Source organism: Sphingomonas sp. GW821-FHT04B01, assembly GCF_059420425.1.
Genome location: NZ_JBWKTR010000005.1, coordinates 191,718 through 207,450, shown reverse-complemented (window position 1 = coordinate 207,450; position 15,733 = coordinate 191,718). Strand labels below are relative to the sequence as shown.

Genomic DNA, 15,733 nt, shown 5'->3' with positions numbered 1-15,733 from the left:
GCGTCTGCCCGCCACCGGCGCAAGCGGCCGACCCCCGCCCGCCGCATCGAATAAGAGGACAGCTTCCGCCGGATCGTCTACCGATCCTATTCTCGCCTTGCCGAAGGATCAGCGCCGTGCGGTTCACCTGTAAGTTACTGACATTGGCCCTGATCCTCACCACGCCCACGGTCGCTCCGGCGATCGCGGCGGGTCAGGCGACCGCGCAATCCGCGCCCGCCGCGACGGCGGGGACCGGTCCGGCGTGGCGCACCGCCGCGCGCCTGCACCGCGGCGTCAACATCCTCGGCTACGACCCGCTGTGGCGCGACGCGGCCAAGGCGCGGTTCAAAACGCGCCACTTCCGAATCATCCGGCAGGGCGGCTTCGATTTCGTCCGGATCGTCCTCCAGTCGTTCGGCCATATGGACGCGCAGAACCGGCTCGACCCGCAATGGCTCGCGACGCTCGACCGTGTGGTCCGCGAGGCGAGCGCCGCGGGGTTGAGCGTCATCATCGACGAACACGATTTCAACGCCTGTTCCAAGGCGCCGGACGCGTGCGAACCCAAATTGGTCGCCTTCTGGACGCAGATCGGCGAACGCTATCGCGCTGCGCCGCCGTCCGTGCTGTTCGAACTGCTCAACGAACCGCACGCGCCGCTCGACGCCGCGCGCTGGAATGCGATGCTGCGCACCCTCATCCCTCTGGTTCGCCGCTCGAACCCCGACCGCACGCTGGTGATCGGCCCGAGCCGCTGGAACAATCTCGAGGAACTGCCCAAGCTCGAGCTGCCTGCGGCCGACCGCAACATCCTCGTCACCTTCCACTCCTACGAGCCGTTCCGCTTTACCCATCAGGGCGCGCCCTGGGCGCCAGAGCTGACCGCCGTGAAGAACGTGCCTTTCACCGCCGCGGACGAACGGCGGATCAAGGCCGACTATGACACGGTCGGCGCATGGTCGAAGGCAAACGATCGCCCGGTATTGATGGGCGAATTCGGCGCCTATGAGAAAAGCGGCACGCCGATGGCGGCCCGCGCCCGCTACACCGCGACCGTCCGCCGCGAAGCAGAGGCGCACGGCTTCCCCTGGGCCTATTGGCAGTTCGACAGCGACTTCATCCTGTACGACATCGACCGCGACCGCTGGGTGGAGCCGATCCGGCAGGCGCTCGTGCCGGCAGCAACGAATGCCGCGGCGCCTCGTTGAGCGAGGCTGACCTTGCCGGAAGATTGCCCATGCGCCTGATCGCGATCGAAGAGCATATCCTGCCCCCATTCGTCCGCGACGCCTGGGACGCCGCGCCGCCGCCGCACGATCCGGTCTCGGCCTTCGCCGATGGCGGCGAAAACGGCCGCCGCCTCGCGGATCTCGGCGACGGCCGGATCGCGCTGATGGACGAGCAGGGCGTCGACGTACAGGTGCTCTCGCTCACCACGCCCGGGCTGCACAATCTCGCCCCCGCCGCCGCGGTTGAAACCGCGCAGAGGGTCAACGACCTGATCGCCCAAACCTGTATCCGCCATCCCGACCGCTTTCAGGGCCTGGCCGCCGTGCCGACGCCGGACACGGACGCCGCCCCGCGCGAACTCGAACGCGCGGTCCGCGACCTCGGATTGAAGGGCGCGCTGCTCTGCGGCCGCACGCGCGAGCGGCATCTCGATCATCCCGCGCTGCGCCCGCTGCTCGCCAAGGCGGCGGAGCTGCAGGTGCCGCTGTTCATCCATCCGCAGACCCCGCTGGCGGAGGTGCGTCAGGCCAATTATTCGGGGATCGGCGAAACCGCCGACCTCGCTTTGGCGGCGTTCGGCCTCGGCTGGCATTATGAAGCGGGCCTGCAATGGCTGCGTCTGGCCGCAGCCGGCGTGTTCGATGAGCTGCCAGACTTGCAGATCATCCTCGGCCATTGGGGCGAGGTGGTGCTCTTCTATCTGGAGCGGACATCGGCGGTCTTCGCGCGCGCGCTCGATCTGCGACGGCCCTTGTCGGACTATGCCCGCACCAATTTGTACGTCACCGGCAGCGGCATGTGGAGCGAGACCTATCTCCACCGCTGCCTCGAGATCGTCGGTCCCGAGCGCCTGCTGTTCTCCACCGATTTCCCGTATCAATATAAGGAAGGCGGTGCGCCCCGCCATTTCCTCGACACGGTCGGGCTCGACGACGCCGCACGGCAGGCATTCGCCCACGGCAATTGGGACCGTCTGACGCATGCCGCCGGGCAGCAGGCGGACCGGCACGCGCCGTGAACGGCAACCCCGTTCAGGCCGGCCCGCCGCCCGAACCGCCGTTCAACGTCGCCGGACGGCCTTCGGTCGCGGGGCTGCGCGGCGCCGCGCCGTCACCATTGCTTCCGGCCAGCATGCCGTTCAACGAATTGCCGGTCATGCCGAGTTCGGCCATCAAACCGTCGATCAGCGGCCCGCCGACGCGATAGCGCATCGCCGCGGCGACCGCGGCATCGGCGAGATTTCCCTGCCCCCCGCCCGCTGCGCCGTCGCCGGCACCGCTGCCGTCGCCATGCAGCCCACGAGCATCGACGATGCTGATCTTGTCGATGTTCTCGATCGGCTTGCTTGCCGCGGCGATGATCGCCGGCAGCGCGTCGAGCATCGCGCGGCGGATCAGTAGCGCGGTTTGCGCATCGCTCAGCAGATTGGTCGCCTCGTTCAGCGAAGCCTGACCGGCGGCATCGACCTTGAACGCCGCCTCGCGTCCTTCCGCACGCGCCTTTTCCGCATCGGCTTCGGCGGTCGCCTCCGTGCGGAGCGCACTGGCGCGCGCCTCGGCGGCCTCCTTCTCGGCGGTCGCGGCGACGGTGATGCCGACCGCTTCCTCCTGCGCGCGCTGGGTGGCGGCGATCACCGCGACGTTCTTGTTGCGGTTGGCGATCTCCGTCGCCTTGGCGGTGGCGACGCTTTCCTCGGCGCGTACGGCGAGCGCACGCGCCTCGTTCGCGGCAGCGGTCGCAGTCGATTCCTCCTCGGACTTCTGCGCGGTCTGCACTGCGGTGGTGATCCGGGCGATCTCGATCGTCCGGTCGCGCTCGATCGTCGCCGTCTGGATCGCACCGTCTCGGGCGATCGTCGCGGTCTGGATCACCTTGTCCGCTTCGGTCTGCGCGACGGTCTTCGCCTGGCTGGCGGTGATGCGTGCGATCTCGGCCAGCCGGGTCTGCTCGGCTTCGGCGGTGGCGATCGCCGTCGCCTGCTCGGCGCGTCGGGCGGAGAGCGTCTGTTCCTGCGTCAGCCGCGCCTGTTCCGCGGCCTGCGCGATCTCGAGCGACTGGTTGTTCGCATCGAGGTTGCGCTGTTCGATCTCGACGCGATTGGTGGCGACGATGTCGTTACGGATCTTCTTGCGCTCTTCGATGGTCCGCGTGAGCACGGTCAACCCCTCGGCATCGAAGGCGTTGTTCTCGTTGAAATGCTCGAACGCGGTCTGATCGAAATGCGTGATACTGACCGATTCGAGCTGGAAGCCGTTCATATCCAAATCGGTCATCAGCGCTTCCTGCACCTTCTGGATGAAGTCGGCGCGATTGGCGTGCAGGTGCTCCATCGTCATCGTCGCCGCGACCGACCGCAACGCCGACACCAGCTTGCCGTCGAGGAGCGATTTCACCGCATCGGGGTTGTTGACCGAGTCGCCGAGCGTCTGCGCCGCCGCGGCGATCGACTCCGCGTCGGGCTTCACCTTGATGTGGAACAGGCCGACGACATCGACACGCAGTTTGTCGAGCGTGATCAGCGCATCCTTGTTGAGGCGCGACACCTCCAGCTTCACCGTCGTCAGCCGGACCTGCATCAGTTCGTGCAGGACGGGGATCACCATGATGCCGCCGTTGAGCACGACCTTCTCGCCGCCGAAGCCGGTGCGGATCAACGCGACGTCCTTGGTCGCGCGACGGTAAAGCCGGGTCAGAATGACACCGATCACGACGAGCGCGAACAGCACGATGCCGGCGTAGATCAGGACGTTCAGTAGCTGTGCGGGCATGAGCCCCTCCCCGGTTAGGCGTTGGTCAGATCGACTGCAGAAGCACGTTGGTTTCTGGCAGCGCATAGAACATCGTGCCGTCGCGGCGGACGATCAGCGCGGTCTCGCCGGCGGCGATCGCGTCTTTGTCGTCATGCGGCTCGACCATGATGAAATGCGCCTGCCCGTGTTGATCGACGACCTTCGCGCGCGCCGGCGATCCGCGGCGCGCGACGCCTTCCAGGATCGTGCCGCGGCGGCGGAGCAAGTCGTCGGTCGAGATCACGCTGCTTTCGAAACCCGGCATCACGCGGGCGAGACCGTTGGCTGCCAGCGTGTTGAGCATGGCGCCGGCGAACAGAGCGGCGCCAGACGCCACGCCCCAGCCGAGCGGGCTGCCCGTCACCAACGTCGCACCCTGCTGGATGGCGATGCCGGCAAGTGTGAAGCAGCCGAGCAGCGACGTCAGCCAGATCAGGATCGGCAGTTCATGGCCAAGCCCCAGCCAGTCGAGCACGCCGCCGCCGTCCGCCTCGGCGTGCAGGTCGGCATGCACATCGAGATGGCCAAGACCCAGGCCGATCGCCTCGATGAGCCCGATACCGATCATCACCACGAATGCGATCGCGAACGGCGCATAGGCAGGGGTCAGGAAAATGACGAACATGGGCCGCGGCTCTGGTGCTGCATCGGCCAAGGATAGCAGCCGGATGACAAGGTTTCGTTACGAAACGTCGCCTGCTCCGGTTTCGGCGCGCCGTGCGATCGCCGTCCCCGACACGAGGCTGACACCGTGCAGGGACGTTCGCGACACGAACGCCTCCAATGGACCGGCGCCGCCCGTCGGGCGGGCGGTCTCGCACCCGGAGTCGGTTACGCCGCCTGCCGCTGCGTCATGCCCAGCCAGTTGCGCGCCTGGCGTTGCGCCAGCGCGATCTCGCGCGCGGTCATGTTGTCGGCGACCTCGGCGCGCGCATAAGCGGCTTCGCTGAAGCCCGCCACCGCGGCGAGGTTGAACCATTTATGTGCCTCGATCAGGTCGACGCCCGCGCCGGCGGTGCCGGTCTGGTAGCAGACGCCGAGGTCGAACAATGCCTCCGGCCGGCCGCGCATCGCGTCGGCGATGCGGCTGTCTATGAGGATTTGCGCGCTCTTGAAACTGTTGCCCATGGTTTGCCCCCATTGCTCATGAGGGCACCATCCGCGATTCGTCCTGACAATTGGTTAACGGCTCGGCAACTGCGCTTTTTAGCCAATCGGCTCGATCGCGACATTGTCGATCAGCCGCGTCGCGCCCATCCGCGCCGCGGCGAGCAGCCGGCGCGGCCGATCCGCCGCGGGCGACTCGGCCAGCGTCTCGGCATCGGCGAGCGCGACGTAATCGATCGCGAACCCCGCCGCGATCAGCGTCGCCCGCGCCTCGGCGAGCGCGGTCTCGACGTCGTCGCCGCGCCCCACCGCCCGCGCCGCGACGCCGAGCGCGCGCGGCAGCGCCACCGCCTTGGCGCGCTGCTCGTCGTCGAGGTAGATGTTGCGCGACGACAGCGCGAGGCCGTCGTCGTCGCGCTGCGTCGGCACCCCGACGATCTCGATCGCCATGTCGAGGTCGGCGACGACGCGGCGGATCACGGCGAGCTGCTGGAAGTCCTTCTCGCCGAAATAGGCGATGTCGGCACCGGTCTGGTTGAACAATTTGGTGACGACCGTGGCGACGCCGTCGAAATGGCCCGGCCGCGATGCGCCGTCGAAGCCGTCGCTGACCCCGGTCACGCCGACGTTGGTCGCGAAGCCCGCCGGATACATCACCTCGACCGGCGGCAGCCACAGCAGGTCGCAGCCACCCTCGGCGAGCAGTCGCGCGTCGGCCGCCTCGCGCCGCGGATAGCGGGCGAGGTCCTCGTTCGGGCCGAATTGCCTGGGGTTGACGAAGATCGACGCGATCACCTTGGTGCCCGGCCGGCGGGCCGCCTCGACCAGCGCCATATGGCCGGCGTGCAGCGCGCCCATCGTCGGCACCAGCGCGATCGTCGCGCCGTCGGCGCGGAATGCGGCGACCGCCGCGCGCAGCCCGTCCAGGTCTCGAACCGTCAGCACCGTTTAATCCCTCGAACAATGAGCGCGCGGCTTCTATGAAGAGCGTCGTGACCGAGCAACCCGCCAGCATCGATAAGGAACGAACCGTGCCCGCAGGGCCACACGTCATCGTCTTCGCCAATGAAAAAGGCGGCACCGGCAAGTCGACGACGGCGGTGCACGTCGCCATCGCGCTCGCCGCCAAGGGCGCCAAGGTCGCCTGTTTCGACCTCGACCATCGCCAGCGCACCGTCGGCCGCTATCTCGAGAACCGCGCCGCGACGATCAAGCGGACCGGCAGCGACCTTCCCATGCCGATCCACGCGACGCACGACGGCGAGAGCGAGTCGGTGTTCGAGGAGACGTGGCAGCGCCTGTCCGACGGTGCCGACTTCCTGATCATCGACACGCCCGGTCGCGACGATTATTTCGCGCGCACCGCCGCGGCGCTGTCCAACACCCTGGTCACGCCGATGAACGACAGTTTCGTCGACTTCGACCTGATCGGCCAGGTCGATCCGGAGACGTTCAACGTCACCCGCCCCAGTTTCTATTCGGAGCTGATCTGGGACGCGCGCAAGCAGCGCGCCCGCGCCGACGGCACCCAGATCGACTGGGTCGTGCTGCGCAACCGCCTCCAGCATATCGAGGCGCGCAACATGCGCCGCGTGTCGGATGCGCTCGGCCAGCTCGCCAAGCGCGTCGGCTTCCGCATCATCCCCGGCCTCGGCGAACGCGTCATCTATCGCGAATTGTTCCCCGCCGGGCTGACGATGATCGATTCGAAGGAATTCGGCGCGATGGGCCTCGGCCACGTCGCCTCGCGCCAGGAATTGCGCGAGATGATGAGCGCACTGCAATTGCCCGAGCCCGCCGCGCCGCAGTTCGCCGCATGAAGTGGCTGCTCGCGATCGCGTTGATCTGGTTCGCCTGGCATTATCTCCGCCCCGCCCCCAAACGCGCGACGCTCACCGACACGCAGCGCGCGCACCGGGTGCTCGGCCTGCGCGCCGGCGCCGACGAAAGCGAGATCCGCGCCGCGCATCGCCGCCTGCTCGCCGAATCGCATCCCGATCGCGGCGGCTCGGCGGCGGCAAGCACCGAGATCAACGCGGCGCGCGACCTGCTGCTCGGCGCGCTGCGCCGCGGCGGATGAGCCACGTCCTGTCGCCCGCGATCCTGCGGGAATATGACGTGCGCGGCACCGTCGGCCGCAACCTCGGCACCCCCGACGCCACGGCGATCGGCCGCAGCTTCGCCACCCGCGTTCGCGCCGCCGGCGGCCACCGCGTCGCGGTCGGCCGCGACGGCCGCCTCTCCTCGCCCGAGCTCGAGGCGGCGCTGGTCGCCGGCCTAACCGCGGGCGGCGTCGACGTGGTGAGGATCGGCATCGGCCCGACGCCGATGCTCTATTTCGCCGAGGCGACGCTCGGCGTCGACGCCGGCATCCACGTCACCGGCAGCCACAATCCGCGCGACGACAACGGCTTCAAGATGGTGCTCGGCCACCGCTCCTTCTACGGCGCCGACGTGCAGGACCTCGCCCGCCTCGCCGCCGCGGGCGCGTGGAGCGCGGGGGCCGGCACCGTCACCGACGCCGACGTGCTCGACGCCTATGTCGCGCGGCTCCTCGCCGGCCACGGCGGCGGCAGCTACCGCATCGGCTGGGACTGCGGCAACGGCGCCGCCGGCCCCGCGGTCGAGGCGCTGACCGCGCAGCTCCCCGGCGAGCATCATCTGCTCTACACCGAGGTCGACGGCCGCTTCCCCAACCACCACCCCGACCCGACCGAGGAGCATAATCTCGACGATCTCAAGGCGCTGGTCCGCCGCGAGGGACTCGACTTCGGCATCGCCTTCGACGGCGACGGCGACCGCATCGGCGCGGTCGACGGCGCGGGCCGCGTGCTGTGGGGCGACCAGTTGCTCAGCCTGCTGATCGCGCCGGTGCTCGCCGATCTGCCCGGCGCGACCGTCGTCGCCGACGTCAAATCCTCGCAATTCGTCTTCGACCGCATCGCCGAGCTCGGCGGCATGCCGGTGATGGGCGCGACGGGCCACAGCCTGATGAAGGAGGCGATGCTCGCGCACCACGCGCCGATCGCCGGCGAGCTCAGCGGCCATATCTTCTTCGCGCATGATTGGTACGGCTTCGACGATGCGCTCCACGCCGCGGTGCAGTTGATCCGCGCGGTGCATCTGTCCGGCCGCTCGCTCACCCAATTGCGCGACGCGATGCCGCCGCTCGTCAACACCCCCGACCTGCGCTTCCCGGTCGATCCCGCGCGCAAGTTCGCAGTGATCGACGAGGTCCGCACCCGCCTCGAAGCCGCCGGCACGCCGGTGATCGCGATCGACGGCGTCCGCGTGACGATGCCGCAGGGCTGGTGGCTGCTGCGCGCCTCGAACACGCAGGACGTGCTCACCGCCCGCGCCGAAGCCGCCGATCAGGCCGGGCTCGACACGCTGCTCGCCGCGATCGACGCGGCGCTGGCGGCGTCGGGCGTCACACGCGATTGACAGTCGCGGCGTGCCGGATAGGGTCGGCTTATGGTGGGGACCTACAGCACGGAACGGCCGGTCGACAATTTCCGCTCGAGCACCAATCGCTGGCTGTTCGGCAGCTTCACCGGCTGGCTGACCATCCTCGCCTGTGCAATCGGCGTCGGCCTGATCGTCATCGCGGTGCGCTGGTTGCAGAACCTGTCGGCGTCCTATGAGATCACCGACCAGCGGCTGATCGTGAAGCGCGGCCTCGTCATGAAGTCGATCGACGAGATCGAACTGTACCGGATCAAGGACGTGCGCGTCGACTATTCGCTGGTCAACCAGATCACCGATATCGGCACGATCACAATCACCTCGTCGGACCGCACCACCAGCAACGCGCAATTCGTGCTGCGCGACATTCCCGCCGCGCGCGAGCGCCGCGAAGGCCTGCGCAAGCTCGTCGACCGCGCCCGCCGCCTGCGCGGGGTGCGCGAGATGGACATCGACGACGACGAGTATCGGTGAGGTCCGCCCGATCGTCATCCCGACGACGAACGGCAGGGCTGCCCCCTTCGCACTGGCATAATCGCCCGCAAGCGCCCATTTAGGGCATAATGCGACCCACCCCCCAGATCATCCGCGTCATCGACCTCGAAACCACCGGCAGCGCGCCGCCCGCGCATGGCGTGTGCGAGATCGGCTGGCAGGACGTCGCGCTCCAGCAGGATGGCCGCTGGGAATTGGAAGGCGAAGGCGGCGCGATCCTGGTCAACCCCGGCCGCGCCATCCCGCCGATCACCCAAGCGATCCACCATATTCTCGACGAGCATGTCGCCGAGGCGCCGTGGTGGCACGACGTCGCCCGCCGCGTGCTCGATCCCTATCCGCGCCGCCTCGCGCTCGCCGCGCACCGCGCCGATTTCGAGCAGCAATTCTGCACCCCCAACCTGACCCATGGTCAGGAGTGGATCTGCACCTGGAAATGCGCGCTGCGCCTCTGGCCCGATTCGCCGAGCTTCTCCAATCAGGTGCTGCGCTACTGGCGCAAACCCGACGGGCTCGATCATGACCGCGGCCTGCCCGTCCACCGCGCCTTCCCCGACGCCTATGTCACCGCGCATCATCTGCGCGACCAGCTCAACGAGGCGAGCGTCGCGCAATTGCTCGACTGGTCGCGCACGCCCGGCCTGATCCCGCGCGTCCGCTACGGCCCGCATCGCGGCAAGGCGTGGAGCGAGCTCGACCACGAGAGCCTGATGGCGTTTATGGCCGATCGCGACCCCGACATCCGCTTCACCGCCAATGCCGAGATGGACCGCCGCAGCGGCGGCGGCGCCGTCGGCCGCGCCACCACGCAGGAATTGCTGCTGTAGGCTTCGCTACCCCGCATGCCGGCATGCGCCTCCCACCGTTCGCCCTGAGCCTGTCGAAGCCTGTCCTGAGCGACGCCGCAGGCGGCGTCGAAGGGGGCAGGTGAGACTCAGGCCCTTCGACAGGCTCAGGGCGAACGGGATGGGTAGCCGGTATCGCGACGCGCCCACCCCGACAGCATCGCTGGCGTAACGACATCGGCTCGCGTAAAGCCGCGCGCGTGATCAGAAAAGTCCGCAATCCGTTCGTCGTGTCCGAGGGCCGTTTCGGCCGCCTGCTCGTCACGTTCATGGCGCTCGGCTTCCTCGCGCTTGTCGCGGCGGGGATCGGCGCCGGCTGGGCGACGGGGCAGAACGAGAGCCACACCCGCTCCGTCAACCACACCTATGAGGTCGAACTGGCGGTCAGCAACGCGCGCCGCCTGATCGAACAGGGCGAGGCGTCGCGGCGCGGCTATCTGCTCACCGGCAACCCCGAATATCGCGACGCCTATCATCGCTGGTCGGCGGCGACCCCCGCCGCGCTCGGCTATCTGCAAGGCCTCACCCGCGACAATCCGACGCAGATCGCGACGCTCGGGCAGCTCCGCGGCGAGATCCAGGCGCTGCTCACCCAGCGCGCGCGCACGATCGCGCTGATCGACGCCGGCCGCGCCGACACCGCGGTCACGCTGTTCCGTACCGAGGCGAGCGTCCGCCGCCTCACCGCGATCCGCGACGCATTCGAACGGATGGCGGTGACCGAGCGCCGCCTGCTCGCCGAGCGCGACGCCGCGCAGCAGCGCAGCGTACGCATCTTCTACGGCATCCTCGCGCTCGCCGCGGTGCTGCTCGCCCTCGTCGCGCTCGCCTCGCTGCTCACCGTGCTCGGCTATACCCGCGATCTCGCCCGCTCGCGCGATTCGCTGCGCGAGTTCAACGAGCATCTCGAAGAGACCGTCCACGAGCGGACCGCCGATCTCAGCCGCGCCAACGAAGAGATCCAGCGTTTCGCCTATATCGTCAGCCACGACCTGCGCTCGCCGTTGGTCAACGTGATGGGCTTCACCGCCGAACTCGCCGCCGCCACCGCCCCGCTCACCGAACTGGTCGACCGCGCCGAGGCGGAGGCGCCGCATATCGTCAGCGAGGAGGCGCGGCTCGCGGTGCGCGAGGACCTGCCCGAATCGATCGGCTTCATCCGCACCTCGACGCAGAAGATGGACCGGCTGATCAACGCCATCCTCAAACTGTCGCGCGAGGGCCGCCGCGTCATCGCACCCGAGACGATCGACCCCGGCGCAATCGCCGACACCGTCGCCGGTTCGATCCGCCACCTGCTCGACGAGCGCGGCATCAGCTTCAGCGTGCGCCGCCCGATCCCGCCGGTGGTCACCGACCGCGTCGCGCTCGAACAGATCCTGTCGAACCTGATCGAGAACGCCACCAAATATCTCCAGCCCGGCCGTCCCGGCGTCATCACCGTCGCCGGCGAGGCACGGCGCGACCGCGTCATCCTGTCGGTCGCCGACAACGGCCGCGGCATCGACCCGCGCGATCACCAGCGCATCTTCGACCTGTTCCGCCGCTCGGGCCAGCAGGACCAGCCCGGCGAGGGGATCGGGCTGGCGCACGTCCGGGCGCTCGCCTATCGTCTCGGCGGCACGATCGACGTGGAGAGCGAACCGGGCCGCGGCTCCACCTTCCGCCTCAATCTTCCCAAGACCTACGTCAGTCAGGACAGCGCAGCATGAACGCCCATCAATCCGTCGGCATCGTGATGATCGAGGACGACGAAGGCCATGCCCGGCTGATCGAGAAGAACATCCGTCGCGCCGGAATCCTCAACGATATCAAGCACTTCACCGACGGCACCCAGGCGCTCCACCATTTGTTCGAGGCAGACGACGGTCCCGCCAAGGGCGCGCCGGCGCTGATCCTGCTCGATCTCAATTTGCCCGACATGAGCGGCACCGACATCCTCCAGCGGATCAAGGCGGAAGGCAGCCCGCTGAAGCGGACCCCCGTGGTGGTGCTGACCACCACCGACGACAAGATCGAGATCCAGCGCTGCTACGATCTCGGCTGCAACGTCTACATCACCAAGCCGGTCAATTACGAAAGCTTCGCGCAGGCGATCCGCCAGCTCGGCCTGTTCCTGTCGGTGATCCAGGTTCCCGCGGTTGAGGAACACTGATCTGGCCGAAGCCGCCAACCCCAGCGTACTCTATATCGACGACGACGACGGCATCCGCCGCCTCGCCGCGCGCGGGCTGGCGCGGCGCGGCTATCGCGTCACCACCGCGGAGGGCGGCGCCGAGGGGCTGGTGCTGGCGGCGTCGCAGCCGTTCGACCTGATCGCGGTCGATCATTACATGCCGGGGATGGACGGGCTGGAGACGCTCGAACGGCTCGCCGCGCTCCCCGTCATGCCGCCGGTCGTCTACGTCACCGGGTCGGACGAAGGGCGGATCGCGGTCGCCGCGCTCAAGGCGGGGGCCGCCGATTACGTCGTCAAGACGATCGGCGACGACTTTTTCGACCTGCTCGCCGCCAGTTTCGATCAGGTGCTCGACCGCAGCCGGCTGGCGCTCGAGAAGGCGCGCGCCGAGGAGGATCTGCGCGCCAGCAACGCGCGGCTCGAGGCGTTGCTCGGCGAGGTCAATCATCGCGTCGCCAATTCGCTCCAGCTCGTCTCGGCGATGGTGCGGTTGCAGGCGGGCGCGCTCGCCGATCCGACCGCGCGCGCCGCGCTCGACGATACGCAACGGCGGATCGGCGCGATCGCGCAGGTCCACCGCCGCCTCTATTCGGCCAATGACGTCGAGAGCGTCGACATGCGCGACTATCTCGGCTCGCTCGTCGCCGAACTCGCCGAGACGCTGACCAGCGGTGACGCCCCGCACGCGCTACGCGTCGCCGCCGAACCGATCCGCCTGCCCACCGACAAGGCGGTCTCGCTCGGCGTCATCGTCACCGAACTCGTCACCAACGCCTGCAAATATGCCTATCCCGCCGGCGACGGCGGCGAGATCCGCGTGATGCTGGCGGCGGACGGCGACCGGGCCTTCCGTCTCTCGGTCGAGGACGACGGCTGCGGCATGCCCGCCGAAGCGACGCCGAAGGGCACCGGCCTCGGCACCAAGCTGATCCGCGCGATGGCGCAGAGCCTGCAGACGATCGTCGAATACGAACCCCGCCCCCAAGGCGTCCGCGCCACCCTGCGCGCCGCGGTATAGGACGCGGCATAAGGTAGGGCGTTGAACCACAAGGCGAACGGGCTACCCCTGTCCTACACGCCATCCGAATCGTAGATCGTCACCTCACTCCTTCTCCCATGCGGGAGAGGGAAAGACGCCGAAGGCGGCGAACAGTGAGGACGACGCCGAATGACCGACGATTGCGCTCACATCGCGACCAATCACCACCAAATCGGAAACGATCGATCCGGATCGTTTCCGTTAAGGTGTCCATCTTGTCCACGTTGCCGCAATCCTGCCACAATTGGGCTCAGTCGAGCGCCTCGACGATCGCCCGCCGGGTGCCTTCCAGCACCAGCCCGAACACCACATGGCTGACCAGTCCATAGGCATGCGTCTCCGGCGGCGTCTCGGTCGGCCCCGGACCCCAGCCGAACGCCGGCACCGCGACGTCGTCGAGCATCGTCGCGACGCCGACCCCGAACGCCGATCCGAACCCGGCGTTCGACTCGGGCCATTGCCGCACCGCCAGCGCATAGCCCGCGCCGAGGGCGGCGCCGGTCGCGTAATGGACGAGACTGCCCGCCGCCGCGCGATGCTTCTGCGTCACCGCATCGCCGGTGACGGCCTGCTTGACGCTGTCCGCCGCCTTGACCGTCGAGGGATCGTCGTTGCTCCCCGTCTGCCCGAACGCCGGCGCGCTCACCGACTGGAACAGGTTCATCGCCAGGCTGGCGACGAGGCCGCCGGCGATTCCGGCGGCGAGGGTCTTGGTCAACGACGGCACAGGCATTCCCTTCCGAAAAGTCGGCGAGGTAACGCGCAACCCGAACAAAAGGCCCCCAATTCCTCCCCCGCAAGGGGGAGGGGGACCGTTCGGCGCCAGCCGAATGGTGGAGGGGGAGGAAAAGGTGGAAGCTTTGCGATCAGGCTCCCACCCTTTCCGCCCCCTCCACCAGCTTCGCTGGTTCCCCTCCCCCTTGCGGGGGAGGAATATTCGAGTTTACGGCTTCCGGAACTTCAGCACGAACTGGTCGGTCTTGCCGCGCACCGCCGGATCGAACACGTTCTTGCTATGGTCGTCCGCCGGATTGGCCAGCACCTTGCTCGCGCCGGCGAAGCGGAACCCCGCCGCCTCGACCTGCCGCCGCACCGCCGCGGGATCGATCCGATGCTTGGTCTCGGTGCCCGACATCGCGGTGCCCGGCGCATCGGCATGGTCGATCACCACATAGGTGCCGCCCGTCTTGAGCAGCTTGAACACCGCCGCGTCGAACGCACGCAACGCCGGCTCGCCCGCACCCTTGTTGGGGATGTCGTGATAGTTCTGCACCGTCCAGAACAGGTCGACCGGCTGCGGCGTGGTCGGCAGGTTGGTCGGCTGCACCTGTGCGACGACGTTGGCGAGGCCGCGCGCCTGCAACGCCGGCAGGCTCTTCTCGGCATATTTCGCGCCGGCGGCGGGCCACAGCGCATAGACCTTGCCCTTCGGCCCGACCACGCCGGTGAAGATCCGCGTCCAATAGCCTGCGCCCGGCAGGTAATCGACCACCGTGTCGCCCGGCTTCACGCCCGAAAAGGCGAGCACCGCCGCCGCCTGTCGGCGCGCATCGTCGCCCGCCTGATCGGCGCGGGCGGGATCGGCGAGCGCACGGGTGATCGCCGGGCCGGCGGGCGCCGCTTTGTCCTGCGCCACCACCGCGGTGGTCAGTGCCGCCGCTGCGAACATCGAAAGAGCCAGGCGCATCGTTACGTCTCCCGTCACTGGTTTGGCCGCCGGGCCGCACTAGATGAGACAGCATGGCCGATCTTCGCGACACGATCCAGACTCAGGTGCATCGGCTGGTCGGTTTTGGCGACGGCGCGGTCGATCTCACCCGTCCGTCCGGCGACGACGGCCTGTTCGGCCCCGGCTCGGCCGCCTGGGTCGTCCATGGCGACTTCACCGCGATGATGGCGGGCGGTGTCGCCGCGCTGCTGCTCCAGATGCTCCATCCGGGCGCGCTGGCGGGGGTGTGGGACCATTCCAACTTCCGCCGCGACATGCTCGGCCGACTGCGTCGCACCGCGCAATTCATCTCCGGCACCACCTACGGCTCGACGGCGACCGCGGAGGCGCTGATCGCCAAGGTGCGGCGCATCCACGACCGCGTCGCCGGCACGCTGCCCGACGGCACGCCCTACAGCGCCAACGATCCCGACCTGCTCACCTGGGTCCATGTCGCCGAGGTCGCGAGCTTCCTCGCCGCGCACCGCCGCTACCGCGACCCCGCCTTCCCGGCGGCGGAGCAGGACCGCTATCTTGCCGAATATGCCGTCGTCGCCGAGCGGCTCGGCGCGACCGGCGTACCCAGGACGCGCGCCGCGCTCGACGCCTATCTCCTCGCGATCCGCCCGCAGCTACGCGTCGACCACCGCACCCGCGAAGTCTCGCGCGCGCTGCTCCGCCAGCAACCCGCCAGCCGCGCGATGGCGCCTGCGCAGACCGTGCTGATGGAGGGCGGCATCGACCTCCTCCCCGACTGGGCGGCGCGGATGCACGGTCTCGACCGCCCGCCGCTCGGCAAGCCCGCGGTCCGCGCCGGCGTCGCGGGAATCGCCTCGGTGCTGCGCTGGGCGCTGCGCGACGGCTCGGCCAAACGCGCGACGACGCAGGGGTGAC

17 protein-coding genes are annotated in these 15,733 nt (G+C 68.7%); 11 read left to right on the top strand and 6 right to left on the bottom strand.

The features are described 5' to 3' along the window. Positions 1–143: 143 nt before the first annotated feature. Together AC07UH_RS13900 and AC07UH_RS13895 are read left to right on the top strand one after the other, a co-directional pair. Positions 144–1,190, top strand: a complete 1,047-nt coding sequence (locus AC07UH_RS13900) for a glycoside hydrolase family 5 protein (RefSeq protein WP_495181627.1) — start codon at positions 144–146, stop codon at positions 1,188–1,190. A 29-nt stretch (positions 1,191–1,219) separates the two neighbouring features. Next, a complete protein-coding gene (locus AC07UH_RS13895) occupies positions 1,220–2,230 on the top strand; it encodes an amidohydrolase family protein (protein WP_495181628.1) in 1,011 nt (336 codons plus the stop codon). 13 nt (positions 2,231–2,243) lie between these two features. On the opposite strand, the gene AC07UH_RS13890 is transcribed toward AC07UH_RS13895, so the two are convergent. From AC07UH_RS13890 to panC, 4 genes are all read right to left on the bottom strand, one after another. Continuing rightward, a complete protein-coding gene (locus AC07UH_RS13890) occupies positions 2,244–3,980 on the bottom strand; it encodes a flotillin family protein (protein ID WP_495181629.1) in 1,737 nt (578 codons plus the stop codon). 25 nt (positions 3,981–4,005) lie between these two features. Further along, positions 4,006–4,626, bottom strand: coding sequence for an OB-fold-containig protein (locus tag AC07UH_RS13885; protein ID WP_495181630.1), 621 nt, complete (start codon positions 4,624–4,626; stop codon positions 4,006–4,008). Between the two features lie 206 nt (positions 4,627–4,832). Continuing rightward, on the bottom strand, positions 4,833–5,129 hold the full coding sequence (locus AC07UH_RS13880) for an SEL1-like repeat protein (protein ID WP_038665808.1): 297 nt from the start codon (positions 5,127–5,129) through the stop codon (positions 4,833–4,835). A 78-nt stretch (positions 5,130–5,207) separates the two neighbouring features. Next, complete coding sequence (panC, locus tag AC07UH_RS13875) at positions 5,208–6,053, bottom strand: pantoate--beta-alanine ligase (RefSeq protein ID WP_495181631.1); 846 nt, start codon at positions 6,051–6,053, stop codon at positions 5,208–5,210. Between the two features lie 86 nt (positions 6,054–6,139). Here panC and AC07UH_RS13870 point away from each other — a divergent pair, with 86 nt between their 5' ends. The 8 genes from AC07UH_RS13870 (at position 6,140) to AC07UH_RS13835 (ending at position 13,110) form a co-directional block, all read left to right on the top strand. Next, a complete protein-coding gene (locus tag AC07UH_RS13870; RefSeq protein WP_137899416.1) occupies positions 6,140–6,928 on the top strand; it encodes a division plane positioning ATPase MipZ in 789 nt (262 codons plus the stop codon). Then, positions 6,925–7,188: a J domain-containing protein gene (locus AC07UH_RS13865; protein WP_137899417.1), complete on the top strand. Its 264-nt coding sequence runs from the start codon at positions 6,925–6,927 to the stop codon at positions 7,186–7,188. The genes AC07UH_RS13870 and AC07UH_RS13865 overlap by 4 nt, the downstream gene beginning before the upstream one ends. Next, a complete protein-coding gene (gene pgmG, locus AC07UH_RS13860; protein WP_495181632.1) occupies positions 7,185–8,552 on the top strand; it encodes a phosphoglucomutase/phosphomannomutase PgmG in 1,368 nt (455 codons plus the stop codon). The genes AC07UH_RS13865 and pgmG overlap by 4 nt, the downstream gene beginning before the upstream one ends. A 30-nt stretch (positions 8,553–8,582) precedes the next feature. Next, entirely contained in the window at positions 8,583–9,047 is a 465-nt protein-coding gene (locus AC07UH_RS13855) for a PH domain-containing protein (protein ID WP_495181633.1), read from the top strand. 89 nt (positions 9,048–9,136) lie between these two features. Beyond that, positions 9,137–9,895, top strand: a complete 759-nt coding sequence (locus AC07UH_RS13850) for an exonuclease domain-containing protein (RefSeq protein WP_038665792.1) — start codon at positions 9,137–9,139, stop codon at positions 9,893–9,895. A gap of 218 nt (positions 9,896–10,113) precedes the next feature. Then, positions 10,114–11,625, top strand: a complete 1,512-nt coding sequence (locus AC07UH_RS13845; protein WP_495181634.1) for a sensor histidine kinase — start codon at positions 10,114–10,116, stop codon at positions 11,623–11,625. Next, positions 11,622–12,068: a response regulator gene (locus AC07UH_RS13840; RefSeq protein WP_137899422.1), complete on the top strand. Its 447-nt coding sequence runs from the start codon at positions 11,622–11,624 to the stop codon at positions 12,066–12,068. The genes AC07UH_RS13845 and AC07UH_RS13840 overlap by 4 nt, the downstream gene beginning before the upstream one ends. Beyond that, positions 12,055–13,110: a sensor histidine kinase gene (locus AC07UH_RS13835; RefSeq protein ID WP_495181635.1), complete on the top strand. Its 1,056-nt coding sequence runs from the start codon at positions 12,055–12,057 to the stop codon at positions 13,108–13,110. The genes AC07UH_RS13840 and AC07UH_RS13835 overlap by 14 nt, the downstream gene beginning before the upstream one ends. Before the next feature lie 271 nt (positions 13,111–13,381). On the opposite strand, the gene AC07UH_RS13830 is transcribed toward AC07UH_RS13835, so the two are convergent. Beyond that, positions 13,382–13,858 (bottom strand): DUF1440 domain-containing protein, encoded by a 477-nt coding sequence (locus AC07UH_RS13830; RefSeq protein WP_495181636.1) that lies wholly within the window; start codon positions 13,856–13,858, stop codon positions 13,382–13,384. 216 nt (positions 13,859–14,074) lie between these two features. Further along, complete coding sequence (locus AC07UH_RS13825; protein ID WP_495181637.1) at positions 14,075–14,818, bottom strand: class I SAM-dependent methyltransferase; 744 nt, start codon at positions 14,816–14,818, stop codon at positions 14,075–14,077. Positions 14,819–14,871: 53 nt separating this feature from the next. Between AC07UH_RS13825 and AC07UH_RS13820 the strand changes: the two genes are divergently transcribed. After that, positions 14,872–15,732 (top strand): oxygenase MpaB family protein, encoded by an 861-nt coding sequence (locus AC07UH_RS13820; protein WP_495181638.1) that lies wholly within the window; start codon positions 14,872–14,874, stop codon positions 15,730–15,732. Position 15,733 lies beyond the last annotated feature (1 nt).

Excerpts from the sequence above, each read along its gene's own strand:
- AC07UH_RS13890 (WP_495181629.1), bottom strand. The coding sequence starts at position 3,980 with ATGCCCGCACAGCTACTGAACGTCCTGATCTACGCCGGCATCGTGCTG.
- AC07UH_RS13825 (WP_495181637.1), bottom strand. The coding sequence starts at position 14,818 with ATGCGCCTGGCTCTTTCGATGTTCGCAGCGGCGGCACTGACCACCGCG.
- AC07UH_RS13820 (WP_495181638.1), top strand. The coding sequence starts at position 14,872 with ATGGCCGATCTTCGCGACACGATCCAGACTCAGGTGCATCGGCTGGTC.
- AC07UH_RS13855 (WP_495181633.1), top strand. The coding sequence starts at position 8,583 with ATGGTGGGGACCTACAGCACGGAACGGCCGGTCGACAATTTCCGCTCG.
- AC07UH_RS13840 (WP_137899422.1), top strand. The coding sequence starts at position 11,622 with ATGAACGCCCATCAATCCGTCGGCATCGTGATGATCGAGGACGACGAA.
- AC07UH_RS13865 (WP_137899417.1), top strand. The coding sequence starts at position 6,925 with ATGAAGTGGCTGCTCGCGATCGCGTTGATCTGGTTCGCCTGGCATTAT.
- AC07UH_RS13895 (WP_495181628.1), top strand. The coding sequence starts at position 1,220 with ATGCGCCTGATCGCGATCGAAGAGCATATCCTGCCCCCATTCGTCCGC.
- pgmG (WP_495181632.1), top strand. The coding sequence starts at position 7,185 with ATGAGCCACGTCCTGTCGCCCGCGATCCTGCGGGAATATGACGTGCGC.
- AC07UH_RS13850 (WP_038665792.1), top strand. The coding sequence starts at position 9,137 with ATGCGACCCACCCCCCAGATCATCCGCGTCATCGACCTCGAAACCACC.
- AC07UH_RS13880 (WP_038665808.1), bottom strand. The coding sequence starts at position 5,129 with ATGGGCAACAGTTTCAAGAGCGCGCAAATCCTCATAGACAGCCGCATC.
- AC07UH_RS13885 (WP_495181630.1), bottom strand. The coding sequence starts at position 4,626 with ATGTTCGTCATTTTCCTGACCCCTGCCTATGCGCCGTTCGCGATCGCA.